The sequence below is a fragment of the Acinetobacter sp. 228 genome (assembly GCF_048147885.1).
In genome coordinates this window covers 1-18,932 of sequence record NZ_JAYWYV010000023.1, presented here as the reverse complement: position 1 = coordinate 18,932, position 18,932 = coordinate 1, and the positions used below count along the sequence as shown (strand labels likewise).

General features: G+C 41.5%; 20 protein-coding genes and 1 riboswitch. Of the genes, 10 read left to right on the top strand and 10 right to left on the bottom strand.

Annotation, left to right across the window (positions count from 1 at the left end; genetic code table 11):
* Nucleotides 1-5: 5 nt before the first annotated feature.
* A complete protein-coding gene (lpxB, locus tag VXQ92_RS13960) occupies nt 6-1,175 on the bottom strand; it encodes a lipid-A-disaccharide synthase (RefSeq protein WP_416682184.1) in 1,170 nt (389 codons plus the stop codon).
* Between the two features lie 387 nt (nt 1,176-1,562).
* Between lpxB and VXQ92_RS13955 the strand changes: the two genes are divergently transcribed.
* The 3 genes from VXQ92_RS13955 to VXQ92_RS13945 all read left to right on the top strand — a co-directional run bounded on the left by VXQ92_RS13955 (nt 1,563) and on the right by VXQ92_RS13945 (nt 4,261).
* Complete coding sequence (locus VXQ92_RS13955; protein ID WP_416682182.1) at nt 1,563-2,453, top strand: sulfite exporter TauE/SafE family protein; 891 nt, start codon at nt 1,563-1,565, stop codon at nt 2,451-2,453.
* Between the two features lie 127 nt (nt 2,454-2,580).
* Nucleotides 2,581-3,672, top strand: a complete 1,092-nt coding sequence (locus VXQ92_RS13950; protein WP_191731298.1) for a 3-deoxy-7-phosphoheptulonate synthase — start codon at nt 2,581-2,583, stop codon at nt 3,670-3,672.
* Between the two features lie 64 nt (nt 3,673-3,736).
* On the top strand, nt 3,737-4,261 hold the full coding sequence (locus VXQ92_RS13945; protein ID WP_416682181.1) for a protein tyrosine phosphatase family protein: 525 nt from the start codon (nt 3,737-3,739) through the stop codon (nt 4,259-4,261).
* A gap of 2 nt (nt 4,262-4,263) precedes the next feature.
* Here VXQ92_RS13945 and ispF read toward each other — a convergent pair whose 3' ends face one another.
* Nucleotides 4,264-4,752, bottom strand: coding sequence for a 2-C-methyl-D-erythritol 2,4-cyclodiphosphate synthase (gene ispF / locus VXQ92_RS13940; RefSeq protein WP_064095367.1), 489 nt, complete (start codon nt 4,750-4,752; stop codon nt 4,264-4,266).
* Nucleotides 4,753-4,852: 100 nt separating this feature from the next.
* On the opposite strand from ispF, the gene VXQ92_RS13935 reads away from it, so the two are divergent.
* Nucleotides 4,853-5,506, top strand: a complete 654-nt coding sequence (locus tag VXQ92_RS13935) for a hypothetical protein (RefSeq protein ID WP_416682179.1) — start codon at nt 4,853-4,855, stop codon at nt 5,504-5,506.
* 287 nt (nt 5,507-5,793) lie between these two features.
* On the opposite strand, the gene VXQ92_RS13930 is transcribed toward VXQ92_RS13935, so the two are convergent.
* The 7 genes from VXQ92_RS13930 to VXQ92_RS13900 all read right to left on the bottom strand — a co-directional run bounded on the left by VXQ92_RS13930 (nt 5,794) and on the right by VXQ92_RS13900 (nt 12,425).
* A complete protein-coding gene (locus VXQ92_RS13930) occupies nt 5,794-7,038 on the bottom strand; it encodes a D-amino acid dehydrogenase (protein ID WP_416682177.1) in 1,245 nt (414 codons plus the stop codon).
* 135 nt (nt 7,039-7,173) lie between these two features.
* A riboswitch (glycine riboswitch) is annotated at nt 7,174-7,261 on the bottom strand.
* Nucleotides 7,262-7,581: 320 nt separating this feature from the next.
* Nucleotides 7,582-8,490: an AEC family transporter gene (locus tag VXQ92_RS13925; RefSeq protein WP_064095340.1), complete on the bottom strand. Its 909-nt coding sequence runs from the start codon at nt 8,488-8,490 to the stop codon at nt 7,582-7,584.
* A gap of 156 nt (nt 8,491-8,646) precedes the next feature.
* Nucleotides 8,647-9,081 (bottom strand): Imm44 family immunity protein, encoded by a 435-nt coding sequence (locus tag VXQ92_RS13920; RefSeq protein WP_416682176.1) that lies wholly within the window; start codon nt 9,079-9,081, stop codon nt 8,647-8,649.
* A gap of 70 nt (nt 9,082-9,151) precedes the next feature.
* Nucleotides 9,152-9,652, bottom strand: coding sequence for a GNAT family N-acetyltransferase (locus VXQ92_RS13915; RefSeq protein WP_064102949.1), 501 nt, complete (start codon nt 9,650-9,652; stop codon nt 9,152-9,154).
* A gap of 64 nt (nt 9,653-9,716) precedes the next feature.
* On the bottom strand, nt 9,717-10,811 hold the full coding sequence (aroC, locus tag VXQ92_RS13910; RefSeq protein ID WP_144724904.1) for a chorismate synthase: 1,095 nt from the start codon (nt 10,809-10,811) through the stop codon (nt 9,717-9,719).
* A gap of 12 nt (nt 10,812-10,823) precedes the next feature.
* Nucleotides 10,824-11,834, bottom strand: a complete 1,011-nt coding sequence (gene prmB / locus VXQ92_RS13905) for a 50S ribosomal protein L3 N(5)-glutamine methyltransferase (RefSeq protein ID WP_004647103.1) — start codon at nt 11,832-11,834, stop codon at nt 10,824-10,826.
* Nucleotides 11,835-12,038: 204 nt separating this feature from the next.
* A complete protein-coding gene (locus tag VXQ92_RS13900) occupies nt 12,039-12,425 on the bottom strand; it encodes a lysozyme inhibitor LprI family protein (protein WP_064102951.1) in 387 nt (128 codons plus the stop codon).
* A gap of 200 nt (nt 12,426-12,625) precedes the next feature.
* On the opposite strand from VXQ92_RS13900, the gene VXQ92_RS13895 reads away from it, so the two are divergent.
* The 6 genes from VXQ92_RS13895 (at nt 12,626) to VXQ92_RS13870 (ending at nt 18,535) form a co-directional block, all read left to right on the top strand.
* Nucleotides 12,626-12,934 (top strand): hypothetical protein, encoded by a 309-nt coding sequence (locus tag VXQ92_RS13895; RefSeq protein ID WP_064095336.1) that lies wholly within the window; start codon nt 12,626-12,628, stop codon nt 12,932-12,934.
* A 160-nt stretch (nt 12,935-13,094) separates the two neighbouring features.
* Nucleotides 13,095-14,471, top strand: coding sequence for an ABC1 kinase family protein (locus VXQ92_RS13890; RefSeq protein ID WP_064102952.1), 1,377 nt, complete (start codon nt 13,095-13,097; stop codon nt 14,469-14,471).
* A gap of 242 nt (nt 14,472-14,713) precedes the next feature.
* The gene (locus VXQ92_RS13885) at nt 14,714-16,000 is read left to right on the top strand and encodes an acyl-CoA dehydrogenase family protein (RefSeq protein ID WP_416682212.1); all 1,287 of its coding nucleotides are present in this window, start codon (nt 14,714-14,716) and stop codon (nt 15,998-16,000) included.
* A 23-nt stretch (nt 16,001-16,023) separates the two neighbouring features.
* Nucleotides 16,024-17,223, top strand: coding sequence for an acyl-CoA dehydrogenase family protein (locus VXQ92_RS13880; protein WP_416682173.1), 1,200 nt, complete (start codon nt 16,024-16,026; stop codon nt 17,221-17,223).
* A gap of 112 nt (nt 17,224-17,335) precedes the next feature.
* A complete protein-coding gene (locus tag VXQ92_RS13875) occupies nt 17,336-17,827 on the top strand; it encodes a GNAT family N-acetyltransferase (protein ID WP_416682171.1) in 492 nt (163 codons plus the stop codon).
* A gap of 126 nt (nt 17,828-17,953) precedes the next feature.
* Entirely contained in the window at nt 17,954-18,535 is a 582-nt protein-coding gene (locus VXQ92_RS13870; protein ID WP_144724910.1) for a lytic transglycosylase domain-containing protein, read from the top strand.
* Nucleotides 18,536-18,648: 113 nt separating this feature from the next.
* Here VXQ92_RS13870 and VXQ92_RS13865 read toward each other — a convergent pair whose 3' ends face one another.
* Nucleotides 18,649-18,858, bottom strand: coding sequence for a hypothetical protein (locus VXQ92_RS13865; RefSeq protein WP_416682169.1), 210 nt, complete (start codon nt 18,856-18,858; stop codon nt 18,649-18,651).
* Between the last annotated feature and the right edge of the window lie 74 nt (nt 18,859-18,932).

The following is an 18,932-nucleotide window of genomic DNA, read 5'->3' as shown; positions in this document are numbered from 1 at the left end:
AATTACTAGACTAAAGCCAGTACCGCTTTGACCGGGTCTTCACTATTACCAGAAAGCAGCTGCTTGTGCATGGTAATATGCTGCATGACTTGAGTCTGCGCCACTTCAATATCCATTAACTTTTCAATTTCAGCAGCCAGATTTTCCGGGGTAGCATCGGACTGAATCAATTCCTGAATCACTTTTTTGCCAGCAATGATATTTGGCAATGAAAAATAAGGGATTTTTACCAGTAATTTGGCAATTTGATAAGTCAGCCAGTGCAGTTTATAAAAAGTCACCATCGGACGGTGCAGCAACATCGCTTCAAGCGTTGCAGTTCCAGACGCCAATGCGATGATATTCGATGCATTCATCACCTGACGGCCAATTTTGGATTCAGCGCTGGTATTTTCCATCAGACGAATCTGGGCCTTTAGGCTCTCAGGATAAGTGGCCAGTAAACTTTCGATTTGCTGCTTCCGTGCATCATTAATGGCCGGAATCAAAAAGGTATAATCCGAATATTTTTGGTGCAGAATATTGGCGGCATCCAGAACCAAAGGGCCTAAACGTTCAATTTCCCCACGGCGGCTGCCCGGCAATAAGGCAATATATTTCTGATGTGGATCGAGGCCTAATTCTGTTTGAGCATCCAGAATTGGATTTTCAAGCGGTAATTGGCTAGCGAGCGGATGTCCAACAAAAGCTGCCGGTACATCCCATTGTTTGAAAAAGGCTTTTTCAAATGGAAATAAGCACAGTACCAGATCAATACTGGCTTTAATGCCATGCACACGACCTTGACGCCATGCCCAGACCGAAGGACTGACGTATTGCACGGTTTTAATCGGTAACTGTTTTTGTTTAATGGTTTTCGACAAACGCAGGTTAAAATCAGGCGCATCAATCCCGATAAAAATATCGACCGGATCTTTAGTCCAGGTTTCCACCAGACCGTCACGAACAGCAAACAGTTTTTTAATATCTTTTAAAACTTCGACAATGCCCATCACCGATAAAATATCCATCGGATAATAGCTTTTAAAGCCTTCCTCGATCATTTGTGGACCACCGATACCTTCAAATTCAGCATCAATGCCTTGCTCACGAAAACGGCGAATCAATTTTGCGCCAAGCGTATCTCCAGAAACTTCACCGACCACGATTCCAATTTTAAGTTTTCGATTTAGCAAGTGGGTTTCCTCTCAGATCCGCATGGAAATTTATTGAATCGGGATTCTAACATAATCCTGTCGCTATTCCGGAATAAGCTTAAGCATCTTCTAATTTTAAGAAACTCACCGTTTAGAATGACTTAGTCAATGATCGAACTTGCCTAACAAGAATTAAATCGACATTAACAGATACATTAAATTAGACAGAAATGAGGCAAATCGGGCAGTTAAAATCAATCATCATATTCGCACTTTATACATAACCCAGTGAATAAACATGAAAGATCACCTAATATTCTTCACCTAGCTTTATCTTTTTTATGCATAAGTAAATCAATAATCAAGACAACGACTTATATCCAAAAGTCATAAGATATGCTCGTTTTTTGATTTTGGCATATATGCATGTTTGGTCCGATTGAATTTATTTTAGCAGGCGTTCTGGTAGGTTTTTGTGTAGGTGTCACCGGTGTGGGTGGTGGTTCATTGATGACGCCAATTCTCATCAGTTTATTCCGGATTGAACCGCATATCGCGATTGGTACTGACCTGCTCTATGCCGCGATTTCTAAATTCTGTGGCTCGTTTGTGCATGCCAAAAAAATGAATATCGTCTGGCCGATTGTGATCTGGCTGGCCGTTGGCAGTATCCCCGCTTCTTTTGCAACGCATTGGGTTCTTGATAACTATCTGAGCCAATCAACGCATTACAAAGCCGTCCTGACCATGGTATTGGGCTTTATGCTGACCATTACCGGCTTATCTATTCTGTTTCGCACCCAGATCGAAAATCTTTTCAATAAATACAGAAAACAAGAACTGCCTGACATGACGCAGGATCTGGAAAAAATAAAACTGCAAGCTAAAGATAAGCGCATAGCCATTATCATTATGGGCATTATCTTAGGCATATTTGTCACGCTCTCTTCAGTGGGAGCCGGCGCATTTGGTATCATGGCTCTTGTAGTGATGTTCCCGAATCTACCGATGATTCGTATCATTGGCTCAGATGTTGTGCATGCAGTGTTATTGACCCTGGTTGCAGGGCTGGGTCATATGTCTTCAGGCAACGTCGATTTCATGCTACTCATGTGGTTATTGGTGGGATCTATTCCGGCGATTATTGTGGGGACCTTGCTTAGTTCACGTATGCCGGAAAAACTGATCCGGAAAATTTTAGGTATCACCCTATTTGCCCTAGGTGTAAATTTCATGATTAATCCTGTGAAATCAAAACCGGCCCAACCTGCTGAAACAGCAATGATAATCATGAGCCAAAATTCACAATCTGTTTAACTTAACTATCCGATTCATCACTTTTTTTTCAAAGAAATATTCATCTTTTTTATAACAAAGTGACGCATCATTCATGTTATATTCGGGCTATTAAACAACCTTTTGTATGATCGAACCAGTGACGGCAATGAATACACAACAGTCAAATCCTATTTCAGCATCAGATATTGATGACGTGAATATCCACAGCATGATTCCTCTTGTAACCCCTGCCGAGCTTAAAGCAGAATTACCGTTGACTGAAACTGCTTATCAAACCGTACTGCATGGTCGTGAAACGATTCGTAAAATCCTGGATGGTGAAGACAAACGCCTGTTCGTTGTAATTGGCCCTTGCTCTATACATGATCCGGCGGCTGCACATGAATATGCAGAACGTTTAAAAGTACTGAGCGAAAAAGTTAAAGACAGCTTATATATTGTGATGCGCGTTTATTTTGAAAAACCACGTACCACAATAGGCTGGAAAGGCCTGATCAATGATCCGGATATGAATGATTCATTCAATATTGAAAAAGGTCTGCGTATTGGTCGCAAACTGTTACTTGAACTAAATGAAATGGGCTTGCCATGTGCCACTGAAGCACTTGATCCAAACTCTCCACAGTATTATCAAGACCTGATTTCATGGTCAGCGATTGGTGCACGTACTACAGAAAGCCAGACCCATCGTGAAATGTCTTCAGGCCTTTCTTCTCCGGTCGGCTTTAAAAATGGTACTGATGGCGGTTTAACGGTCGCAACCAATGCGATGCAGTCGGTGAAACACGGTCATAGTTTCCTCGGTCTGAATGACCAGGGTCAGGTGGCTGTCATTCGCACCTCTGGCAACCCATATGCGCACGTGGTGTTGCGTGGTGGTAATGGCAAACCGAACTATGATGCAGGCTCGGTCGCAGATGCAGAAGCTGCACTGGCCAAAGCCAAGGTCAGCGGCAAGATCATGATCGATGCCAGTCATGCGAACTCGAACAAAGATCCGTACTTACAACCGCTCGTCTTAAAAAATATTACGGAACAAATTCTTGATGGAAATAAGTCAATTGTTGGTATTATGGTAGAAAGTCACCTGAAAGGTGGCCGTCAGGATATTCCTGCCAATCTATGTGATCTGGAATATGGAAAATCAGTTACTGATGGCTGTATCGATTGGGAAACGACTGAAAAAGTTTTACTCGACATGCATGAGGCATTGAAAGACATTTTACCTAATCGTTAAATGATCTGACAAACGCCATCGCCAAGATGGCGTTTGCATTTCTAGAACAAGGAAATTATATCTGATGAATGACATTGAAACGGCATTAAGCCAGATTGAAAATTTTCAGTTCATACATGAACATCTATTTAGTTCGGGTCAACCGACCATTGCCCAGCTACAGCTGATGAAAGAATACGGCGTGTCTACAGTCATTAACGTAGCATTAACCGATAGCCAGCAGCATCTACCACATGAAGATAAAATTTGTCTTGAGCTGGGGTTAAACTATATTCAGGTTCCACTTTCCTGGGAAACGCCTTCAGACAATCAGTGCTTGCTGGTACTAGACCTGATCGATCACCTGGTAAAAGATCAAATGATCTGGGTACATTGTTCGCTAAATTACCATGTCAGTTGTCTCATGTATCTATATCGTCAATACTATATGGATATTGAACTGCCTCACGCACAACAGCATTTGCATAAAATTTGGGAACCTAATGAAACCTGGACCGGTTTAATGCATGCGGTTGCCCTACAGTTACAAGGCCGTAAAGCAACACAGGAACTGGAACTTTCCCTGATTAATCCGAATCATTTTACTTGAGCTTATTTACTATGGCTCAACAGCACGATTGCCGTGGACATAATTCCTTCCTGACGACCAGTAAAGCCTAACTGCTCAGTGGTGGTGGCTTTAATACTGATCTGTGTCACATCGACATCCAAGACATCCGCGATACTTTGACGCATTGCCAGATTGTGTTTCGCCAGTTTTGGACGTTCACAGGCTACGGTAATATCGGCATTATTCAAAAGATACCCACGATCCAGAATCAACTGATAAACATGTTTGAGCAATACCCGGCTATCTGCGCCTTTAAACTCAGGATCTGTATCCGGAAAATGCTGGCCAATATCTCCAAGCGCCAAGGCCCCCAACAAAGCATCACAGAGTGCATGCAACACCACATCACCATCCGAATGTGCTTTCAGACCATGAGTATGCGGAATTTGAATGCCTGCCAAAGTGACAAAATCACCTTCTTCAAATGCATGCACATCCAGCCCCTGGCCAATACGAATTTGTGCGATCACCTTATACATCCTTTAGAAATAGCCAATTGAAATCTTGTACACTTGCTTTCTATTTCGCTATAGTTAGACCAAGCGTAACACAGTGAAAGTATAAGCGATCATGCTACTGAAAACTGATATAAAAATGTTGAAAATAATTGCGATAATGCTCGGTCTGGGGATGATTTCTACGGGCAGTTCGGCGATTACACTAGACTGTAATAACGACAGTAAAAAAACGGCTGCCATGAAGAAACTCTGTTCAGCAGCACTGGCCGAATCTCGTGAAAAACTTACAGACCAATACTTTACTGCTTTCCTGATTACTGATGCACCTGTACGCTTATTGCAAGATACCCAAAAATTATGGGTAAGCCGCTTGCAGCAATGCAAAACCATAGACTGTTTTAAACAGCAGTTCGAATGGCGTTTAGATGATTTAAATATCTATATTTCGCTGAATCAAAGTTTAACCCAGCATTATATCAAGTTTGAACAGGGGCAAATTGCCAAGCAGCCTGTTCATCTCAAGATTCATCAACTGACCAAAGACCGGATCAAGATTGAAGGCCTGGCATATCGCAATCCGAATAACCGAGCCGAGACGCAGACCATTCCCTTTTTAGCCTATACCACACCTGAAGCAAAAAATCAGATTACCGACAATGAAAATGACTGCCGCTATGAGTTTGACTATAGTAAAGCCATTTTAGCTGTCAGCAGCCAGCAGAAAGGTTGTGAGCGATTTACTGGCATTTATCGTTTATATGATTAAATAGCTAACTAACATAAAGTCATCAAAAAGCGAGCATTAATTAGTATCTAAAGTCCCTTCTCCCTCAGGGATGAGAAGCACTGCTTCCCGGGATAACCAGATATTTATAAGAGCCTCTCCCCAGAGGAGCATGCTCCGCACTCCTATAAAAAGAGGAAATTTCCTTGCTCATTTTGAATGGTTTAAAAATAATTTATGAAAGAACCACACTATTTTAAAGTTCAGATAAACCTTTAAAGATTTTTAAAATTCATCTTTAAAAAATAGCCCGAAAGCGGGCTATCAGTTCAAGCAGGATAATATTGAGCCACTTCCTGACCAATCATGACTGCTGTTGCCGCTGATAAAGTCCAGCCCAGATGACCATGTCCGGTATTGTAAAATACCCGTTCATGTTTGCCACGGCGTACTACCGGCATCATATTTGGCATCATTGGGCGTAAGCCAGCCCAAGGCACGACATGTTCGGTACACAGGTCAAAATTGCGATTGGTCCAATCAATCAGCGGCTGAATCCGGTCCGCGCGAATATCGCGATTATAGCCATTAAACTCGGCGGTGCCTGCAACACGTAAACGGTCCTTGCCTAGACGTGACAAGACAATTTTAGCACTTTCATCTAGCAGGCTGACCCAGGGCGCATTGTTCTGGCTCTGCTCATCATTTAACTGTAAGGTTATGGAATAACCTTTGACTGGATAAACATTGACCCGCTCACCGAGAATTTCAGCCAGCTGATAACTGCCAACACCTGCACATACCACAATGGCATCTGCATTAATTTCCAGAATATCCTCTGGAGAGGAATGGACATTTTCAGTACTGGGTTTGCATTTAACCCGAATATTATGAGCTTGATAATCAACAGCGAAAACATCTTGACCAAACTCAAATTTTACGCCTTTTTGCATACAGGCTTTAGCCAGCCCGGTGCTAAATTTATGAATATCCCCGGTGGCATCGCTCTGGCAGTAAAATCCTGCGTAATAATCGCCCGTTAATGCAGGTTCGATCTGCTTGATTTCTGTATCGGAAATGGCATTTCGCTCCAGACCCCCACTACACAACAAATCATTGACTTTGATCGCAACGTCATAATCTGTCTTATTATGATAAAAATGTAAAATACCGCGTTTTTCCAGATTAAAATCAATATTTTCTGTTTGAGCAATTTCAAACAAACGCGCTCTGGCCAGTAAGGCCAACCGTACCGTTTCTCGGGTATTGGCTTCGTAATGTTTGATATTGCCTAAAAACTCCATGAGCCAGCTGTATTTATGCACACTAAAAGAGGGATTGAGCAAAAGTGGTGCAGTTTTTTGTGACATCCATTTAATGCCTTTCAGCACCGTAGCTTTCTGGTTCCATACTTCTGCGTTACAGGCAGAAAGCTGGCCACCATTGGCAAAAGATGTTTCCATCGCCGGATATAGATGCCGATCCACCACGGTCACCTGATAGCCTGATAATGCCAGCTCATAAGCTGTAGTTACTCCGGTAATACCAGCCCCAATCACCACGACATGACGCATAGACACCTCCTTGATTATATTGATGTCTTTTCCCATCTGTCATGTGTACCTGAGAGCTTCGGTAGATGCATTGCACATCAATGCGGCCACCTTCCCCTTCGGTGAGTGATTGAACACTTCTCTCCAGAGTCTTTATCCATTATCACAGTCCTTTTGCCTGAGAGTTTCCTGGGAACTTGCTCCTTCGGCGAATGCAGAAGCATTTCTCTCCTGCAATAATGTTTTATTATCATGAGCAATTTATATACCATTTTTAAGAAATACGCTGTTTTAATTTATGTTAATTCACGTGAATCAATCTTTAATTGCTTATTTTAATCAATAATTTATTAGTTAAATTGAAAACTTCAACTCTATAGCAGATTTGTATATCTTTCTTCCCACAGTCACTGAGTCGCAGCCCTTTCCTAGGATTTGTAACAGTCTAAGAGTTAAATGATTGAAGCCAGTCAAAAGATCACAATTTGCTTAGGCTATTTTATTCACTTAAAACAGGTATGATCTGGAGCAAAATGTAGACTGTTTCATTATCCATTTAAGAATTTAAATCATCCAGGAAAGCACCAATATTAAGCTTCCTGCTGCGACCACTGTTTGTACGCTGATGATACTGGCCATTAACTCACTATCACCGCCATATACCCGAGTGAGGACATAGGAAGCTGAGGCAGTAGGAAGTGCAAAGAACAAGACCAAGACCTGAGTAGTTAATGCATCAATCTGAAAAGTTTTACATACTAAAAATGCAATGAGCGGCATTGCGAAAAGACGCCCGAAAGTCATCATACCCAGTGGCAACCCCTCACGCTGAAAGCCCTGAAACTGTAGGGCAGCTCCCACACACATTAGTCCTAAGGGTAAACTGCACAGTGCAATCTGTTTAAGAAAGTGTTCTGACCCAATCCAAAGTGACCACCCAGAGAAATTAAATAAACCGCCTACAATACAGCCCAGAATTAATGGGTTTTTAGCCAAGCCGAGAATAATTTTGGTGAGCTGCATTTCGTGACTACGGGTAAATGCCAGTACCGATAAGACATTCACCAAAGGAATACACAGCACCATGATCACCGCGAAAATAGTCATACCCTGCTGCTGAAATAAGGCACTGACAGCAGCAAGGCCAATATAGGTGTTAAAGCGTAGTAAACCTTGGACATACACGCCAAAACGCGCATAAGATATCTGGTAAATATGACGCAAAATATACAATGCAATACTGACCACGGCCATAATGCTAAATACAACTAGCACCACATCTTCAATGACTGCCATTTGAATCTTGGCAGTGGCCAGATTTAAAAATAGCATCACTGGAAAAAGCACATAATAATTTAACTTTTCTGCACCGCGCCAAAAATCATCTTCCAGCCATTTTCTTTGTTTTAATACATATCCCAAGCTAATGAGGCCAATAAGCGGAAACAGTACAGTGAAGATAGTCTGAAACATTGAGCAACTCTTGATATGCAGTTTTGCGGCAATCAACCCTAATTGCCTGTCAAGGAACAAGCATACAACAACCCTCGTATTACCGGATAAAAAAACAATGGAAAAATAAACGGATAATAAATAAGAGCGACTCTATCTGACTAATGAATAAATCGTTTAAATCCAGCTTTCTTCTTTTGCAATATTTAATACATCAACTTTAAGCCTTTCTAACTCTGAGAAAACTTTTGCGTCATATTTCGGACGAACTTTTTCTAATTTAACTTTTAATAAGTCTAAACTTCTTAAAAGCATAGAAAAGATGAGTTTCTTTCGGCCTAGGTCATCTGTTGCCTTGAAGGTGGTCGGATCTATTCTTAAGCGAAAATCCATGTTTTTTCGTTTAGGAGAATAATAAATACGTTCATCAAAATTATCCGTTCCCATTATAACTGAAATACATTTCCACTTATTTATCGGAATATCATAAGACTTATTTTGAAGTTGAGCATTTAAGGCATCTTCAACTGCATTACGTGCTTTACATTCCTGTAGAGTTTGCTCTTCACTTAAAACTTCACTACTCAGCTCAGCACTTAACCATATTTTCATCAATATGTCCTGGTAATAAATTTTATTAAAAAAGCTTTCAATAAAGAATAAAGTCAAATCATTGAAGAATTCAGCTTGAATTTTTTTCCAGAATAACCAGATTTAAATCCACCAGAGGCTTCCCTACATTTTTATTTAAGGGATAATTTTCTATTTCACCTGTCAACCTATAACCACAGCACTCATAATAAGCAATCAATTCAGTACGAACATTGAGCACTGACATTCTGAGTGTTTTTCCCTGAGTATATTGCTCAGCAAACTCTAATAATATCCGACCACGACCTGAATTTTGCTGCAATGGATCTATGGCAAAACTGCCGATTTCAATAGCCTCATCAAATTCAGTCAGTCCAATACATCCGATCAACTGATTCTGGCTTTCCAAGACAAAAAGTTCAAAATTGGAGTGTGCTAAAAGTTCTTTTAACTGAGCCTCACTAGTTCGATCACCTGAGACAATCTCATTTTCATGCGTCCAACCATGACCGGAACGATAAGCCAGATTAATTAGTTCTACAATTTTCTGAATATCGATAATTTGTGCTAAACGAATATTATTATTTTGCATAGTTCAGGTATAAAAAAGCCAGACCGAAGTCTGACTTTAATTTTATTCACTTCTATAAAGCAAATTATTTTGGTTCAATCGGTGCGAACGGCGCAACTACATCCGCATTTTGTGCACGGTGACGCATAAAGTGATCCATCAGCACAATCGCCAGCATCGCTTCTGCAATTGGCGTAGCACGTACACCCACGCAAGGATCATGACGGCCTTTGGTCAGCACATCGGTATCTTCACGATCAATATTAATGGTTTTACCCGGAGTAGTGATTGAAGCAGTCGGTTTCAAGGCAATCGCAACACGAATGTCCTGACCGCTAGAAATACCGCCTAGAATACCGCCAGCATGGTTCGCCAGGAAGCCGTCCGTAGTAAGTTCATCACGGCTTTCATGACCAAACTGTTCAGCGACGCCAAAACCATCACCGATTTCAACACCTTTAACGGCATTAATCGACATCATGGCATGTGCGATGTCAGCATCCAGACGATCAAAGACTGGCTCGCCCCAACCCACAGGTACTTTAGACGCAATGATCTCAAGTTTAGCGCCACAACTGGTACCTTGCTCACGCAAAGACGTCACCAGTGCTTCAAAACGTGGTACTGCATCCACATCGCCACAGAAAAACGGATTGTTTGGAACTTCGTTCCAGTCCAGTTTCTCTGCTTTTTCAGGGCCGATCTGGGTTACATGACCACGAATCTCAATGCCAAATTTTTCGAAAAGGAATTTCTTGGCAATTGCACCCGCTGCAACACGCATTGCTGTTTCACGCGCACTTGAACGGCCGCCACCACGATAATCACGGAAACCATACTTTTGGGTATAGGTATAATCGGCATGACCCGGGCGGAATGTCTGTGCGATATTGCCGTAGTCTTTCGATTTTTGATCCGTATTACGAATTAACAAACCAATTGAAGTACCGGTGGTTTTACCCTCAAACACACCGGAAATAATTTCTACTTCATCAGGCTCTTTACGCTGGGTTGCAAATTTCGATGTACCCGGCTTACGACGGTCCAGATCTTTTTGCAAATCCGCTTCAGTCAGCTCAATGCCGGGTGGAACCCCATCGATGATTGCCATCAGGCCAACACCGTGAGATTCACCACAAGTCGTTACACGGAACAGTTGTCCTATACTATTACCTGCCATGTCAAACGACTCCTATGCTTGAATAGACTGAATAAATAAATCGCGGTAAGTACGGCATTGCTCTGCAGTCAATGCAAAGATACCAGTGCCACCTTTCTGGAATTGTAACCAGTAGAAATCCACCGAATTGAAATTTTGGCGCATTGCCCATTCTGAGTTACCTACTTCGATCACGATCAGGCCATTCTCAGTCAGGTAATCTGCAGCTTGAGCCAGCATTTTACGTACCAGATCCAAACCATCCTGACCTGCAGCAAGTGCAAGCTCAGGCTCATGATGGAATTCTTCAGGCAAATCAGCCATATCTTCCGCATCGACATACGGCGGATTAGATACGATTAAATCGTACTGATTTTCGGCTGGAATTTTTTCGAACAAGTCGGATTCAAGCAATGCGATCTGATATTGCTTGTCATGATGCTCAGTATTGATTTGCGCAACTTCCAATGCTTCTTTCGAAATATCGGTGGCATCTACTTCCGCTTCAGGGAAAGCATAAGCCAAGGCAATCGCGATACAGCCTGAACCGGTACACATATCTAGAATACGTTGTGGTGTCTTCGGATTCGGGTTTTCCGGCAAGTTATTAACCGCCTCACCCATTTGACCATGTTCACCCAGGAAATATGGGGCAAAACGGTTCTGGATCAGTTCAGCAATCGGTGAACGTGGAATCAGCACACGCTCATCAACATAGTAGGGTTTGCCGTCAAAGTAAGCCAGATTCAATAAATATGAAGTTGGAACTTTTTCATTAATACGGCGTTCCAGCAGACTTAAAAATTCGGCTTTTTCACTTGGCAATAATTTGGCATCTAGAATTTCAGCGTCCGCTTTCCATTCTAGTGACAGGGTTTGCAACACTAGCGCTGAACTTTCAGCAAAATAATCTTCTGTGCCTTGGCCCAAATGTGCATCGTATTGACGTAATGCTGTCACACCAAAACGAATAAAATCACGAATGGTGGTTAAATTTTCAGCGGCTTCCTGCATATGTTCAGGGCTAATAGTCGGTCGATCCACTTAAGGCGTCTCCAAGGTCATTTTTTTAAACGCCTTATGATACCTTGTTTTGCGTGCTTTTATAATGCTAAAAGCATGAAAAACACGAATTCTCTACGCCTTCAAAAATTATAAAATTCCTGTTTTTGTGAGTAATTATCAGCATAAATTTTGACTTTATTCGTAAATGTTTCAGTTAAATGCCGATGCTAATACTATGGCATTTTATCTGGAAGCTGATGCATAAGAGCGAGATTGATAAAGATTGGCCTGATCCATAATCAAAGCCAGCATACATTGACCTTGTTGCTGTTTGGCATATTTTCCTGACATTCTAAAATTACATTGCTGAGTCAGTTTACGCTCCCAAAGCACATGCTGACTGCGGATGGCAGCAGTCTGATTCGGATTTAATTTTAGATAAGTTTTATAGTTTTTCTTCAGGCGTTTATTGTGAAATTTTAGCTCTTTATTAAGGCATTTTTCAATTTTAGCAGTATTTCCATAACTGAAATTCATACATTGTGAATATTCTTTGGAATACCCCATAGCAGCCTGTGTTTGAGCGGAAGTACCCACAAAAATTGCAACTAAAAACCACGCAAGACGCATAACATCCCCTTTACCGAAAGCGGTACAATCCCAATAAATGTTTAACAATCAATATTGTTTAAATTATCCACTGATATTAACGTAGTCCGGACAAAAATCCTATGCATTTCTTGGAAAGAAAGATTCCACAGTTCCACAATTGAAAATTGGCCTGTGACGCTCATATAATTCATATTCAATCTTCAAACGAGCCTCTATCTATGAGCTATAAGCACAATAATCTTATGGCGATGCGCCAGAATTACTGGAATGATCAAGCATCCGGTCAGGTGCAGCAAGAAAAGGGATTTTTACAGTCAGCCTTGATACAGCATGGCGTATTTACCGATGCAACGCTGGAAGATGCCAAATATCTGTTCTTTGGCTTGCCAAGTATTGTGATTGTTAAAGGCTATTCTCTGGGCTTCATGCATGACAGCGTACAGCGTCTGATTCATCAACATATTCAAACAAATAAACAACAGTTGCAGCAACGATCTGAATTAAAAATCCAATTTCAAATGGCATAATGCCCTGTCTAAACTGATACTGGTTGGTGAATAATTGAAAGCTTGCCTAGCTTTTACTATGAATTCAGCCGCTTAAACTTTTTTAATACGTGCAGAAACGCTAATATCTCTTACAATGATTTATTCTGCTTCATGCTGATGATGAAAGGATCGAGTTTACATGTCAGATCAGAACGATAAGCTTAAACAACTGAAAACCTCCTCTATGGATCGACGCTTATCGATCGCAAAGGCATCCTTGCTGGCAGGCACACGTTGGGCGGCTTCTAGTGCAAGCTCCATGTTCTCGAGCGAAGAAGATAAAGAAAAGAAACGTAAAAAAGCCATGAAAGAACAGGCTGACTATCTGGTTGCAGAAATCGGTAAGCTCAAGGGTTCTATTGTTAAAATTGGGCAAATGATGGCGCTTTATGGAGAGCATTTTTTGCCTGAAGAAGTCACTCAGGCTTTAAATACCCTGAATAACCAGACAGTTGCACTGGCATGGCCAGCCATCAGAACCCAATTACAGCAACAGCTTGGTTCAAAACTGGATGACCTCACCATTGATCATGAGCCTTTAGGCACAGCCTCTTTGGCACAGGTACATCGCGCTACCCGAAAATCCGATGGTATGGAACTGGTCTTAAAAATTCAGTACCCCGGTGTAGCGGAAGCCATTGATTCAGATATGAGCCTGTTTAAGAACATGCTTAAATTGACGCGTATGGTGCCGCAAACCCGTGAGTTTGACCAGTGGTTCGACGAAGTCCGCGAGATGATGCATCGTGAAGTAGACTATCAGATTGAGGCAGATACAACGCGTCGTTTTGCTGCACGTTTGAAAGATGATCCACGCTATATCGTACCGACGATTATTGATGAATATTGCTCTGATCGTGTGTTGTGCATGACCTTTGAACGCGGTGTGCCAATCAATAGCCCGGTGATGTTATCCCTACCTCAAGAACGCCGCAACCTGTTAGGCGAAGCTTCTCTGGAAATTGCAGTACGTGAAATCTTTGAATGGGGCGAGATGCAAACCGATCCGAACTTTGGTAACTATCTGGTTCGTCTCGGCAATGGCGCTGATGTGCATGACAAGATCGTTTTGCTCGACTTTGGCGCAATTCGTCAGTTTGACCAGCATCTGCTCAATGTTGCGCGCAACCTGATTCAGGCAGGCTATCATCATGACTCGGATATGATGGTCAAGGCCATGACGGGTTATGAATTTTTTGATTCAATTCCACAAAGTATCAAACCCGATATGGCCAAGGTCTTCTTATTAGCTACTGAAGCATTTAGCTCACCACTGAATAATCAGGAGCTGCCAGCCGGCGTAATGGACGAACATAATCGTTATGACTGGAAAAAGAGTCAACTGCATAGCCGTGTCATGCAACAGGCTTCAAGATCTATGGCGTCGCGTTATTTCAGTGTACCGCCAAAGGAATTTATGTTTATTAGCCGTAAATTTATTGGTGCCTATACCTTTATGACCGTCATTGATGCCAAAACCAATGTACGTGCCATGATTAAAAAACATCTCTCTTAAAATAAATACATCATAAAGACCCGGATGATTTTGTCATCCAGGTCAATTTTTATTCATTAAAGATTTTTTTAATTTAGATCTTTCTTCTTATTTTCATTGATTTACATTTTAATTTATTAATCTTAAAAAACCTGAGAATTGACAATTAATCTTGTCACCTACGACATAGTTTTATCCTTGAGCACATGTCAGTATTAAAAAAAATAATGTGACGACACCTTAGGATAATCAGAATGAATAATATGGTGAATAAAGCCCAAGGATTTGGCTTGTCTATATTGACCAAAATCGCGGGAAGCGAAGTATTAGACCAGTTAAAGCTGCGTAAATTTGTAGAAAAATCACTTTATCAAAGTTCAAAAGCAGGATTCAAAACTCTGAGTCAAACCCAGAAAATCCTAAAATCTGGCCAGAAGATTGAAAAACAGCGTCTGCCGCATCAGTCCAAATCCCTATTTGACCTGAACTTGACTGAAGAACAGCAAATGACTTGTGATGCCATGCAGCAATTTGCCCAAGAGGTGCTATATCCTTTAGCGCATGATGCAGATCAACATGAATTATTTCCCCCAGAACTCTGGCACTACAGCACTGATTTAGGCTTGAATCTCTATGCCCTTCCCGAAGCCTTAGGGGGTGTTGCAGCAGAACAGAATATCGTCAGCAATATTTTAATCGCTCAACATTTGGCACAAGGAGATTTCAGCCTGACCGCTGGCTTACTTACGAATTTTAGTGTCATCAATGCGATCACTCGCTGGGGCTCAGAGCAGATTCAGGCAGAATATCTGAGCGCTTTCGCAGAGAATCCTGAGTTGAAGGCCACCTTTGCAGTGCAAGAAGCCACGGCTGCATTTAATCCTTATCAGCTTAAAACCACCGCCATTCATAGTCAGAATCATTATCTCATTAACGGTGAAAAAACCTTGGTAATACTGGGAGAAACTGCGGATATCTATCTGGTCAGCGCCGACCTGCATGGCAAAGCTGACGTGTTTGTCGTGCAACGACATAATACGATGACTGTACAGAAGTCTCCGGCCATGGGCTTAAAAGCCAATGAAACTGTGACGCTTAAATTCGTAAATACCCCGGCTCAACGTCTGGGAGATGAAGATTTTGATTATGCAGCTTTTGTTGATCTGGGTAATTTAATGTGGTGTGCGATGGCAGTAGGCACCTGTAAAGCCATTAAGAAATATTGTGTGCAATATGCCAATGAACGTATCGCCTTTGGCGAACCGATTTCTCATCGTCAGAGTGTCGCTTTTATGATTGCCGATATGGCCATTGAAATTGATGCGATGCAGATGCTGATCCTGAATGCTGCGAGTCTGGCTGAATCGGGGCAAAGCTTTCATCGTGAAGCCTATCTGGCCCGTCTGCTCTGCGCAGAAAAATCCATGAAAATCGGCACCGATGGTGTACAGATTTTAGGTGGTCACGGGTTTACCAAGGAACATCCGGTAGAACGCTGGTATCGAGACCTGAGAGCCACTGCTATTCTCCACTCTGGCTTGCATGCCTGATCAGAAATTAAAGAAGAATAATTATGAATTTACAAAATCCGCCAAAATTCAAACTCTTGATTGATCAAGCACATGAAGTTGCCATCAATTTTTTGCGTCCGATTTCACGGAAATATGACAAGGCTGAACATGCCTATCCAGTAGAGCTAGACATGCTCGCTTCTGTGGTCGATGGTATGAATCATGGTAGTGAAGGCATGAATGCCGGTGCAGCAGTCAATAAACGTGGTGATGCAGACAGCAGTAATAAAAATGGCATTAATATGTCTACCGCCCTGAGTATTATTGAAATGTGTTATGGCGATACTGGACTATTACTCTCCATGCCACGTCAGGGTTTAGGTAACTCAGCGATTGCAGCCGTAGCAAATGAGGAACAATTGCAGCGTTTTCACGAAATTTGGGCCGCCATGGCAATTACAGAACCAGGCTGTGGTTCAGATTCCGCTGCGATCCGTACAACTGCAATCAAAGATGGTACTGATTATATTTTAAATGGTGAAAAAATCTTCGTAACTTCCGGTGAACGGGCAGATGCAGTCGTCGTTTGGGCAACTTTGGATAAAAAACTGGGACGATCAGCAATTAAATCATTTGTGGTGACCAAAGGTACCCCGGGCATGAAAGTTGAACGGCTAGAACATAAATTAGGGATTAAATCATCTGATACTGCCGCCATTAGCTTTATCAACTGCAGGGTCCCCGCAAAAAACTTGCTTGGTCATGCGGAAGTTGATGTCGCCAAAGGTTTTGCCGGCGTCATGGAAACCTTTGATAATACTCGTCCATTAGTCGCTGCAATGGCAATTGGTTGTGCGAAAGCTTCACTAGAACGAATTAAGGAGATTTTTGAGGAAAAGTTAGATGCCACATATGCTACACCGTATTTGCAAAGCTCCAATATCGCAGCACAAATCTATCGTATGGAAGCCGAATGGGAAGCCGCACGCCTGCTCATGCTGAAAGCTGCATGGATGGCGGATAATCGTAAACCAAATTCGCGTGAAGCCTCTATTGCCAAAGCCAAAGCAGGCCGGATCGGTAATGAAATCACCTTAAAATGTGTTGAACTGGCAGCAGCCATTGGTTATAACGAAACTGAACTTCTAGAAAAATGGGCACGTGATTCCAAGATTCTGGATATTTTTGAAGGCACTCAACAGATTCAGCAACTCATTATTGCCCGACGGGAATTAGGGAAATCATCGAGCGAATTAAAATAGTGATTGTTCATTAAATAGTGAATTAAAATCACCTGAATTGATTAAACGATGGATTTTTTAAGGGTTTAAGGCTATAAAAATTCATCTTTTTTTAAAATAAAATCAGTTCAATATGTACTCTATTCGTCCTATTCAGCCTCAAGATAATGCACAAATTGCCAAGGTCATTCGTAAAGTTTCTATAGAGTTTGGTCTTGCCGCAGAGTCCGGCTTTGCAGTAGGTGATTCAATTTTAGATAATTTATATGAATTCTATAACCAACCGTATGCAGCTTACTGGGTTATTGTGGATGAACGGAATCAGGTGTATGGCGGTGGTGGAATTGCTCCCTTAGAAGGTGACGCAAACATTTTAGAAATTCAGAAAATGTACTTTTTACCTGAGATCCGTCAGCAAGGTTTTGCCAAAAAAATCTTAGAACTATCCTTTGAATTTGCACAGGCTCATCAGATTGAGGCAGTCTATTTAGAAACAACTAAAACGCTATGGCAAGCAATAAATCTCTATGAAAAATTAGGTTTTCAACATCTACCTCAGCCTAAAGGCAATACCGGACATAGTAAGGCCTGTGAAATCTGGATGCTTAAAACTCTTGCAACTTAGAACAAGGTTTTATCAGATTTATAAGATTAGTGCAGAAATATAATACTTTTATCTGCACTAGGCTTGACTCTTATATATAGGCTACCTAACATCGAAATAGGTTTATTCAGGCATGGAATCCACAGTTTGTTTTTTTCTTATTTCTTCAATCCAGCTCAATCTCAATCTTCATTATTTCATTCTCATTCTTTTAAATTTTCCTCTATTTTATTGAGTACCTTTCTTTTTGCTGGCTGCTCATCCTTGGGTGGAGGCTCTATAGAAAAACGTGCAGCTAAATTGTCTAAAGGCATTCAAACTGCGTATTCTACTCCTGCGGATACAGCTAATCGTGTTTCTCCTTTGATTGTGCAGCATGCGCAAAATCAGGGTGTAGATCCCCTACTAGTAGCAGCAGTGATTCGTCAGGAATCTACTTATCGTAGCCAAGCGACTTCTCCTGCAGGTGCGGTAGGATTAATGCAAGTAATTCCAAGATACTGGCAACAAACTTGTCCAGGTGATTTATATAGTGAGAACAGTAATATCCAGTGCGGTACTTATATTCTTGCTAAGTATAATCAATCATCTGGCAACTGGAAAAAAGCTCTTGCCTACTATAATGTGGGTCCGTCAGGTTATGAGAATAATCGCAAAATGCGCAAACAGGGTAAACGGTATGCCAAACAAGTGAAACAACATAAAAAAATATTAAAGAACTCTCTTTAATTACTTAATGATAGGAGTCCAATAATCATGCTTAGGCTATTTTAAGTAAATTAAGAAAAATTTTTAATTTCTCATCATAGTGGATTCTAGATTCGTTACTCTGTGTAGTCCATCTATAAGTTATTTCGCAACAACAATGTATGTATATAGCTAAAATAGCCAGCAGTAAAAAACCAGCGAATTGCTGGTTTTTTATTTCCCTGCATTTCAACAGCGGCATCTATACTTTGCAGGCTTGGTAGACTCTTATGAGCCAGATCATTCCGACTTAGGCCAAGCCTCGCAATCATGCCCAAAGCCATGTTATCGGGTTTTGAAATCACGCTCTCTCCCTTAGATTATTCCTTTCAGGAAGCTCTAGCCGCTCCAGTACCTTTTATACATCTAAAAAGTGTCT

Bases quoted from the DNA above. Each gene is read 5' to 3' on its own strand.
- VXQ92_RS13955 (WP_416682182.1), top strand. From the start codon at position 1,563: ATGTTTGGTCCGATTGAATTTATTTTAGCAGGCGTTCTGGTAGGTTTT.
- VXQ92_RS13950 (WP_191731298.1), top strand. From the start codon at position 2,581: ATGAATACACAACAGTCAAATCCTATTTCAGCATCAGATATTGATGAC.
- VXQ92_RS13945 (WP_416682181.1), top strand. From the start codon at position 3,737: ATGAATGACATTGAAACGGCATTAAGCCAGATTGAAAATTTTCAGTTC.
- VXQ92_RS13935 (WP_416682179.1), top strand. From the start codon at position 4,853: ATGCTACTGAAAACTGATATAAAAATGTTGAAAATAATTGCGATAATG.
- VXQ92_RS13930 (WP_416682177.1), bottom strand. From the start codon at position 7,038: ATGCGTCATGTCGTGGTGATTGGGGCTGGTATTACCGGAGTAACTACA.
- VXQ92_RS13925 (WP_064095340.1), bottom strand. From the start codon at position 8,490: ATGTTTCAGACTATCTTCACTGTACTGTTTCCGCTTATTGGCCTCATT.
- VXQ92_RS13920 (WP_416682176.1), bottom strand. From the start codon at position 9,081: ATGAAAATATGGTTAAGTGCTGAGCTGAGTAGTGAAGTTTTAAGTGAA.
- VXQ92_RS13915 (WP_064102949.1), bottom strand. From the start codon at position 9,652: ATGCAAAATAATAATATTCGTTTAGCACAAATTATCGATATTCAGAAA.
- aroC (WP_144724904.1), bottom strand. From the start codon at position 10,811: ATGGCAGGTAATAGTATAGGACAACTGTTCCGTGTAACGACTTGTGGT.
- VXQ92_RS13900 (WP_064102951.1), bottom strand. From the start codon at position 12,425: ATGCGTCTTGCGTGGTTTTTAGTTGCAATTTTTGTGGGTACTTCCGCT.
- VXQ92_RS13895 (WP_064095336.1), top strand. From the start codon at position 12,626: ATGAGCTATAAGCACAATAATCTTATGGCGATGCGCCAGAATTACTGG.
- VXQ92_RS13890 (WP_064102952.1), top strand. From the start codon at position 13,095: ATGTCAGATCAGAACGATAAGCTTAAACAACTGAAAACCTCCTCTATG.
- VXQ92_RS13885 (WP_416682212.1), top strand. From the start codon at position 14,714: ATGGTGAATAAAGCCCAAGGATTTGGCTTGTCTATATTGACCAAAATC.
- VXQ92_RS13880 (WP_416682173.1), top strand. From the start codon at position 16,024: ATGAATTTACAAAATCCGCCAAAATTCAAACTCTTGATTGATCAAGCA.
- VXQ92_RS13875 (WP_416682171.1), top strand. From the start codon at position 17,336: ATGTACTCTATTCGTCCTATTCAGCCTCAAGATAATGCACAAATTGCC.